This window comes from Candidatus Hydrogenedentota bacterium, from assembly GCA_018005585.1.
Taxonomy (GTDB): Bacteria; Hydrogenedentota; Hydrogenedentia; order Hydrogenedentales; family JAGMZX01; genus JAGMZX01.
The window spans coordinates 1-8416 of the sequence record JAGMZX010000197.1; the positions used below are offsets into that span (position 1 = coordinate 1).

General features: G+C 64.9%; 6 protein-coding genes. 4 read left to right on the forward strand and 2 right to left on the reverse strand.

Annotated features, from left to right (window positions below; translation table 11 throughout):
• Window positions 1-231 (reverse strand): DUF433 domain-containing protein (locus KA184_21725; GenBank protein ID MBP8132207.1); only part of this gene is annotated, 231 nt, incomplete at its 3' end.
• Between the two features lie 315 nt (window positions 232-546).
• Here KA184_21725 and KA184_21730 point away from each other — a divergent pair.
• Both KA184_21730 and KA184_21735 read left to right on the forward strand, forming a co-directional pair.
• The gene (locus KA184_21730) at window positions 547-1662 is read left to right on the forward strand and encodes a hypothetical protein (protein MBP8132208.1); all 1116 of its coding nucleotides are present in this window, start codon (window positions 547-549) and stop codon (window positions 1660-1662) included.
• 150 nt (window positions 1663-1812) lie between these two features.
• Complete coding sequence (locus KA184_21735) at window positions 1813-4122, forward strand: SUMF1/EgtB/PvdO family nonheme iron enzyme (GenBank protein MBP8132209.1); 2310 nt, start codon at window positions 1813-1815, stop codon at window positions 4120-4122.
• A gap of 27 nt (window positions 4123-4149) precedes the next feature.
• On the opposite strand, the gene KA184_21740 is transcribed toward KA184_21735, so the two are convergent.
• Window positions 4150-4761, reverse strand: coding sequence for a hypothetical protein (locus tag KA184_21740; GenBank protein ID MBP8132210.1), 612 nt, complete (start codon window positions 4759-4761; stop codon window positions 4150-4152).
• A gap of 124 nt (window positions 4762-4885) precedes the next feature.
• On the opposite strand from KA184_21740, the gene KA184_21745 reads away from it, so the two are divergent.
• Together KA184_21745 and KA184_21750 are read left to right on the forward strand one after the other, a co-directional pair.
• On the forward strand, window positions 4886-6544 hold the full coding sequence (locus KA184_21745; GenBank protein ID MBP8132211.1) for an SUMF1/EgtB/PvdO family nonheme iron enzyme: 1659 nt from the start codon (window positions 4886-4888) through the stop codon (window positions 6542-6544).
• 60 nt (window positions 6545-6604) lie between these two features.
• The coding region (locus KA184_21750) for a hypothetical protein (GenBank protein MBP8132212.1) at window positions 6605-8416 on the forward strand (1812 nt) is incomplete at its 3' end.

Consider the following 8416-nt stretch of genomic DNA (forward strand, 5'->3'; position numbering starts at 1 on the left):
TTTTCCGGCAAGGAATACGGCCTCGTCGGATGCGAGGCAGGCGGCCGCATAGCTCTGCGCGGCGCGGATGTGTTCCGGGCACAGTTCGGGATAGGCTTCGAACAATTCTTCGGCGGACCAGCCGTCGCCAAGGCGTTCGAGGATCAATTCGACGGTCAGGCGGGTTCCCTTTATAACGGGCTTGCCCAACATAACCTCTGGCCGCTGTTCAATGTATTCTTGCCAATTCATGCATCCAACCTCTTTGCAGTAAGAATACCAGACGATACGCGGTCCAGAAAAGGCGGCGCAATCCGTCTGTGACCCGATTGCGGGGGAGCCTCCCCGTGTCCGGGGAAATCCGGGCCATCAAGACGGGCCGGACACCCCGGCCGTTACGGGGCCGCCTGTATTGAGCCTTGCCTTTGCCCGTTGCTGCGAAGCGCATTTTCCCGCCGGCTGAATAAAACAAAAACATCATGCGTCCTGTAGTACGAAAGGTGCGGAGGCCGGGGAAAGAGGCCTGGCGCTCAGAAAACGGCCCCCGGACATTTGGAGGGTACTACCATGCAAAACGATAACGCTCTACGTGTGTCCGTGCTCGTTCTAACCGTCATTGCCGCCGCCTGCGTTCCCGCCGCGGCTTCGGGCGCGGCGCGCCCGGTGGTCCTGGACGTGGGCGCGCCGTGTGGCTCGCGGGCGCCGCTCCTCGCGCAGGCGTCTTGCGGCGGCGGTGACAGGGTGTTCCTGGACTTCACGCCGTTCCCGGACGGCGAAGCCATCAGCGGCGGCATCGCGCTCGAAAGCGCGTGCGGCGCCGACCGCAACCCGTATTACCGGGAAAGCCTGCGGCTGCTGAACGACAACAGCTATCTCGAGGCGTCCTTCGAGGTGCGCGGCATGCCTCGCGACGCCGCTCTGACGTTGCGGCACCTGTCCTCGGCCTCAAGCGAGGCTTACAACGGAGGCTGGTCGCCCGTGAGCGTTTACGTCAACGGCGGCGCCGTCGTGCGCGACCATTCACCGGACGAACACGGCATGATGGAGGAAACGTGGGACCTCGGCGAACTGCTCCAACCCGGCCGCAACACCATCCGCATCCAGGCGGAAGACCTTCAGACACACTACTGGGTGCAGCGGATCGAAGTAGCCTGGCGCGGCGGTCCGATGGGCCCCGGCCCCGGGCACGGGCCCGGCCCCGGACATGGGCCCGGCCCCGGACACGGACACGGGCCCAGACCGGACGGCGGCCAAGGCCCGCGCAGCCTGTACATCGATTTCTCGGGCGTTCCGGACGGACCGGCGGAGGCGCGCGGAATGGACCTCACCGCCGCCGAGGGCGTGGACGAAAACCCGTACTACAAGCAAAGCCTGCGCCTGCTGGCCGACGGCAGCTACGTGGAAGTGGTTTTTGACGCAGCCTATTCAGGCGAGTACCGCGAACTGCTGCTGCGCCATCTGTCTTCGGCTGCGAGCGAGGCTTACAACGGCGGCTGGTCGCCCGTGAACGTTTACGTGAACGGCTACGCCGTGGCATCGGACCATTCGCCCGATTCGCACGGCTTCATCGACGAAGCCTGGGACATCAGCGGCATAGTCCAACAAGGCCGCAACGTGGTGCGCATCGAGGCGGGGGACCTGCAGACCCATTACTGGGTGCAGCGGGTCGAGGTAGGGAGGTAATCGGCAGGGCGCTTGTTCCCGACAGGGGCCGCGCGCCGCCCGCGTTTGCCGGTGCGCGGCCTTCCTTGTATACTTCGCCGCGGTCATGCTTCGCGGCTGGAAGAGCCGCGACGGGCGCGCTGTTTTGCGCGAGATGGGGTGCAGCGGTCTATGCGTTTTTTCGGATGCTACACGTTTGCGTGTCTGGGCCTGTGTCTTTTGTGCGGCGCGGCTTCCGCCGCGGAGCGCGGCAGCGGCGGCATGACGGCGCCGGCAAGTCCGGCCCCGCAGAAGTGGGCGGTTATCATCGGCGTCGGCAATTACGATGACGTGACCATCTCGGACCTGCCCAGCGCGGTCAACGATGCGCGCGCCCTGCGCGACCGGCTTGTCGCCATGGAACAGGGCTTTCCTGCCGCGAACGTTCTGTTGCTCACGGACGGCGAAGATGACATGCACGCGCCCACGCGCGAGAACATGATGAAGTTCCTTTCCAGCACGTTGTCCATGCCCGGCGAGGACGACACGGTGCTTGTCTACTTCGCTGGTCATGGCGTGATGGCCGACGACCAGCTGTACCTGCTGCTGCGCGACGCGACGACCGAAGACGTCGCCTTCAGCGGATTCGCATTTGCCGAACTCAAGGCGCTTCTGGAAAACGTGCCCGCCAAGAAGAAAATCCTGATACTGGACGCCTGCCACGCAGGCGCCGGGCGCGGTCTTGGAGACAAACTAAGCAAAGAGGCTCTCGCGGAGATCGAGAGCGCGTCCAGCGGCACGGTCACTCTCACTTCGTGCGGCGAGCAAGAGCAATCCTACGATATGTCCGAAACTGGCCACGGTGCGTTTACGTATTTTTTGCTCGAAGCCCTGACCGGCAAGGCCGATAAGGACGCGGACAACCTGATAAGCGCGCACGAAGCCGCTTATTACACCTGGGAGCAGACACGCCGTTGGGCCGCGGACCAGGGTTTCCAGCAGACCCCGCAACGCACGGAGAGCGTCTCCGGCGAAATCATTCTCGCCAGGCCGTACACCCCGGCCGCCGATGCTTCCTCCGCACGAATCGAGCAACCCACCCCGCAGCCGCCCTCGGCGATTGGCGTGCCGTTTCTTGAGGAATGGCCCGTGCTGCGCGGGGCGGCGGAGTGGTTGCGGCAGGTCCCGAGTGAAGCGTTGACCGCCGCGATAGCGGGGCTGGCTTTTCTTGGTTCCGCGACGGTCTGGGTGTGGCGTTCGCGTCGCCGCCGCGCGTTTGCGAAGGCTTACGGGGCCAGCGCGCCGTACGAAGAGGAAGTGTTGCCCCCGCCGCCCCCGCCGCCGCTGATGGAAGGGGGGCTTCAGGTAGTCGTGAACGTGCCTGAGGCGCGCGTGAAGATTAACGGCAAACTCGCGGGCGCAACGCGCTTGAAAGCTCCGCTATGCCTGCCGAACCTCGTTGCCGGCGAGTATCTGGTGGAAGTGGACGCGCCCGGGCGCCAGCCGCAGGCGCAGCGGGTGAACATCCCGCCAAAAACCTGGGTCAACGCGGGCTTTATCCTGCGGACGGTTGGGGATACGCCCAAGCCCTCCAAACGCGCGCCCAGGCGCAAGAAGCGCCGCCGCTGGCCCGGTTATGCCGCCGCGACGGTCGTCGCCCTGCTGCTCGGCGCCGCAGGGTACGTAGGCTGGAACGAGATGCAGCGGGCGCAAATCCAGTCGCGAGAACTGCCGCCGATGGACCTCGACGCCGAGCCGCGCACCGGCCTGACACGCACCCTGGACCTTGGAAACGGGGTAACGCTCGAACTGGCCGGCATTTCCGCGGGCAGGTTCGTGATGGGCAGCCCCGAAGACGAAGAACAGCGCGTCGTAGCCGAAACGCAGCATCAGGTAACCCTCACGGACAGCTTCTGGATGGGCAAATACGAGGTTACACAGGCGCAGTGGGAGCGCGTGATGGGGGCCAATCCGAGCTTCTTCAAGGGCGACCGCAAGCAGCCGGTTGAGACCGTGTCCTGGGAGGACTGCCAGGAGTTCTTGCGCAGGCTGAACGGCCGGGTCAGCGGCGCGTTTTTCCGCCTGCCCACGGAAGCGGAATGGGAATTCGCATGCCGGGCCGGCACTTCGACGCCTTTCCATTTCGGGGAGACGGTCTCGACGGACCAGGCCAACTACAACGGGCACGCCACCTACGGCAGGGGGCGCAAGGGCGAGTACCGGCGCAAGACGACGCCCGCGGGCGCCTTCCCGGCCAATGCCTGGGGCCTTTGCGACATGCACGGCAACGTGTGGGAGTGGTGCCAGGACTGGTACGGCGAATACCCGGAGTCTTCCGTGACGGATCCGCACGGCGCGCGCGGCGGCGAACACCGCGTCGTTCGGGGCGGTTGCTGCGCCGACGGCCCCGCGGCCTGTCGCTCTGCAAACCGGAACCGGGGCCTTCCTACGGACAGGAAGGCCAATGTCGGGTTTCGCGTGGTCGCCGTGTCCGCGCGATAAAGAAAACGCCTCCTGACCGGTCCCCGGTCAGTCCAGCTTGATGTATCGGGCTTCGGGGGCAACGGCCCCGGGCTCGACGGAGCGGATGCGCAGGGTGCCTGCGTCCGCGCGGGGCTCGATGTGCACCGCGGCGCAAATGCCCAGCTTCGCGTTGCGGTAGAGCGGATAACCCAGCTGCTCGTTGCGCACGAGCACCGGGAACTCCGTGGCGTCCCAGTTGTCCCAGCGCAAGGGTCTCCCTTCGGGGGTGTAGGTGCGGCACGCCTGCACGCCGGGTGTTTCATCGAACAGCGCGTTCAGGTTGCCCTCGGGCAGGGCGAGTTCCACGGCAAACCCGAATGCGCGCAGGGGCGTCACTTCGCCGGGCGCCAAATCATAAACCTGCCAGCCGCCGGGCGTCTGCGCGGGCACAGCCTGGCCGGCGTTCGAGCCGGAGGGCGCGGCCGGCGCGCCGTCCCCGTGCGGCGCGGAATCCTGGAACACCGGGACCGTCGTGTTCCACCAGGCCAGAAACTCGTTGAGAGTCCTGGCCTCGGTGAAGAAATAAATGGCCCAGAGCACCGCCGTGACAATCGCGGCCAGCGTGCCGCCTATTCCGATAATCCGGGTCCAGCCTTTCTTTTTGTTGTCCGCGTCCATAGCGACAGACTCCGGCCTCTTGTCCTCGCGCTCTTCGACCCCGCAAAAGCCGCCAGGTTCGCAACGCGTCCTGCGTGGCGGCTCGCGCCGCGTCTCTGATATTCTGAGCAGGGAGGTTCTTCGTATGCAATCGGGGACGCTGCGCGTTTTTTTGGGGTTGTGGCTGCTGGCGTGTCTGCTGGCCGGATGTGAAGCGCCGCAACCGGCCCGCGGCAGCGCCGGCACGGCCGCGCCGCCGCCCGCGGCGGACTGGGCTGCGGGCCGCAAGTTCGGCGTGGTCGTTGGCGTGAACCGCTACGACGACGCGGGCATCGGCAACCTGCGTTTCGCCGTGGCCGATGCGGCGGCCATCCACGCCGCGCTGACGCAGGCGGAAAACGGATTCAATCCTGAGCAGCTTGCGCTGCTCACGGACGATATGCCGCAGGACCGGCAGCCGACGCGCAACAACATCCTGAAGTACCTGAACAACTTCATCGGGCTGGCGGGCGCGCAGGATACCGTGCTGGTCTATTTCGCGGGCCACGGCACGACGGAAGATAGCCGCCTGTATCTGATGCCCTCCGACGGTTCGGCCTCTCTCGCCGCCAAGACCGGCGTCGCTTTTGAAGACGTGCGCGGCATGCTCGAAATCTCGCCCGCGAAGCGCAAGGTGCTCTTGCTCGATGCCTGTCACAGCGCACAGGGCCGTTCGGTGCGGCGCATGGACCGCAGCGTGGCCGACCAGCTCCAGTTCGACTCGGAGGGCATGGTCGTGCTCGCGTCGTGCGGGCCCGACGAGGTTTCCCACGAGATGGAAGAGACCGGCCATGGCGCGTTCACGCATTTCCTGCTCGAAGGCCTGTCCGGCGCGGCGGACACCAACGGCGATACGCTGATCGGCGCCAAAGAACTCAGCGTCTTCGCATGGGACCGCACCCGGCTCTGGGCTTCAAACAAGGGCCTCACGCAAAATCCATGGGACCTGTCCAGGGTCTCCGGTGATATTGTACTGACCAGCGTGATAACTGTGGATGGTGAAAGCAGTGATAGGCAGCCTGAAGCCGGCGACGAAATGACCGTGGAACTCGGGGGCGGGGTGACCCTGGAGATGGTGTGGATACCACCGGGGACTTTCGTGATGGGCAGCCCTGCGAATGAAGCGGGCAGAGAGGATGACGAAACGCAACATACGGTAACGATCACGCGCGGGTTCTGGATGGGCAAATATGAGATAACGCAGGCGCAGTGTGAGCGATTGACGGACACCAAATCCAGCTATTTCACCGGCGACCCGGACCTTCCACTGGAGAACATTTCTTGGGAAGGCTGCATGGTCCTTCTGGAAAGCCTGAATCGCAGGACCCGGGGAGGAGGTTTTCGTCTGCCAACAGAGGCGGAGTGGGAGTACGCTTGCCGTGCAGGTTCGACAACGCCCTTCCACTTCGGTCAAACGATTTCAACCGACCAAGCTAACTATAATGGTAATTTCACTTACGGTAAGAGCCGAAAGGGTATGTTTCGAGACAAGACCACGCCCGTTGGAAGTTTTCCCCCAAACGCGTGGGGCTTGCATGACATGCACGGGAACGTCGGGGAATGGTGTTGGGACTGGTACGAGGATGATTTCTATGACCGTGGCCCCGACCATGACCCAAAGAATAGTTCCGGGGGCGAGTATAGGGTGATACGGGGCGGCAACTGGATGGACGACCCCGCAGAATGCCGGTCTGCCAAACGGCGCTACGCGGACCCCACGGACTGGGACTCATACGTGGGAGTTCGGGTGGTTCTTGACGATTAGCATCAAAGCTCCGAGTGCGCGTTTCTCTATCTCGCATAGGCAAAGGTGAGGAACCATGTCATGAACAAATCCCGCAGCAGAAGTTTGCAGTTGATACTGTGTTCGGCGGCGTTGCTGGCGTGCATGACGTTGCGGACGGCCCCCGCCTTCTGCGCGGCCGCGGAGCCGGGCGCGGAACTGCGCAACGAAGCGGCCGCGCGCCGCTTCTTCGACGAGGGGCGGCAGCGGACGCTGCCCGCTCCCGCTGCGTCGCGCGAGGCGGGCGGCTCGCTTGAGGCGTTGTTCGACGACCAGGGCGCTGCTTCAACGGCTTCGCAGGGCGCGGGCACCGGTCTGCGGCGCGAACTGCCGCAGCGCGAGCTATTGGGCCGGCTCCGGGAACTGGACAAGCACGCGCAACCGTCCGGCGCTTTGACGCCGCCGGAACAGCCGCTGGACGGCGGCCGCTCGAAGGGATATGGGGCGAATTGGACCATTCTGGTGTACATGGCCGTCGATGCAAGCGACATTGACCAGGCTACGGTTCCGATCATCGCAGAAATGGAGCAGATAGGCTCCAGCGGCCTGGCCAACGTGGTCGCGCTGGTGGACCGCTCCTACGGCGCGGGCGACTACGGCGGCGCACGCGTGGCGTGGATTCAGCGCTGGCCGCAGCCCGCGGGGCAGTCCCTGGTGCATCCGGACACTTCCTACGCCGTAGGCGAGGTAAACACGGGCGACCCGAACACGTTGGCGAGCTTTATCCAGTGGGGCACGCAGGCCTTTCCGTCGAATTACCGGGCGCTCGTGATTATGGGCCATGGCGGCGGCTGGCGCGACGTGAACGCGGGCGCGGGCGGCGTCAGTTGGCTGGGCTCCAGCAAGGAGGTCGGGTACGACGAAACAAGCGGCGAAGACGCGCTGACTTCCCTCGAACTGCGGCAGGCGTTGCAGGCGGGCGGCACCCGTTTCGACCTCATCGCGTTCAGTTCTTGCATGATGGGCATGACCGAGGTCGCGTACGACCTTGACGGCTACTGCGATGTGGTCGTGGCCTCAGAGGAAACGATGTTCGGGCCCCTGGCGATGGGCCTCTGGCTCTACGCGATGAACTGCTACACCGACATCGACGCCTGGAACGCCGCCTCTTTCATGCTATGGGCGTTTCAGTACCGGCCCATCAACGAACAGCACGACCAGACCCTGGCCGTGGCGCTGCCGGGCCGCATGGGCGAATTCGTGAAGGCGCTGAACGCAGTAGTGACCTGTTTCTGCCGGGAAATTCAGACCAACGGCAACGCACTGCAGGCCGTCCACATTGCGCGCCAGTATTCCGGCCCCGAAATGGGCGCGGAAGGCGGCCAGCCTTGGCCGTATATCGATATCGGCATGTTCCTGTACATCACGGCCAACTACGATGCTTTCACTCCCGAGACGCGGGCCGCCGCGGCCTACGCGCAACAGGTCTACGACTGGGCGGTTCCGCTGTTTGTCCGGAGCATCGAGCCGCGGCGCACCGGGCTGTCCATCTTCTTCCCGAACTGGAGCCAGTCGAACGCGCCTTATCTGTACGACTACACGCCCGAGAACATCCGCTTCGCGGAGGCGTGCCTCTGGGCGCCGTTCATCCGCGCCTATGCCGGGGGCGGGCGCTCTTGGGAAATGCCCGCGGACAGGGACGCGGCCGCGCCCGGACGCAGTGCCCCCCAACCCGTGAATATTGTTTTCGGGTTGGAGGATTTCGAGACGAGCAGAACCTACGTTCTGCCAGAAGGCATCCGCCAGCAGACCCCGCAACCGCCCGCCGCGGCTTCGACTTCTTTGGACGCCTTGTTCGACCAGCCGCAGCAAGGCGGCCAGAACCCAAGCCAAGACCAGGGCCAGGACGCGCCG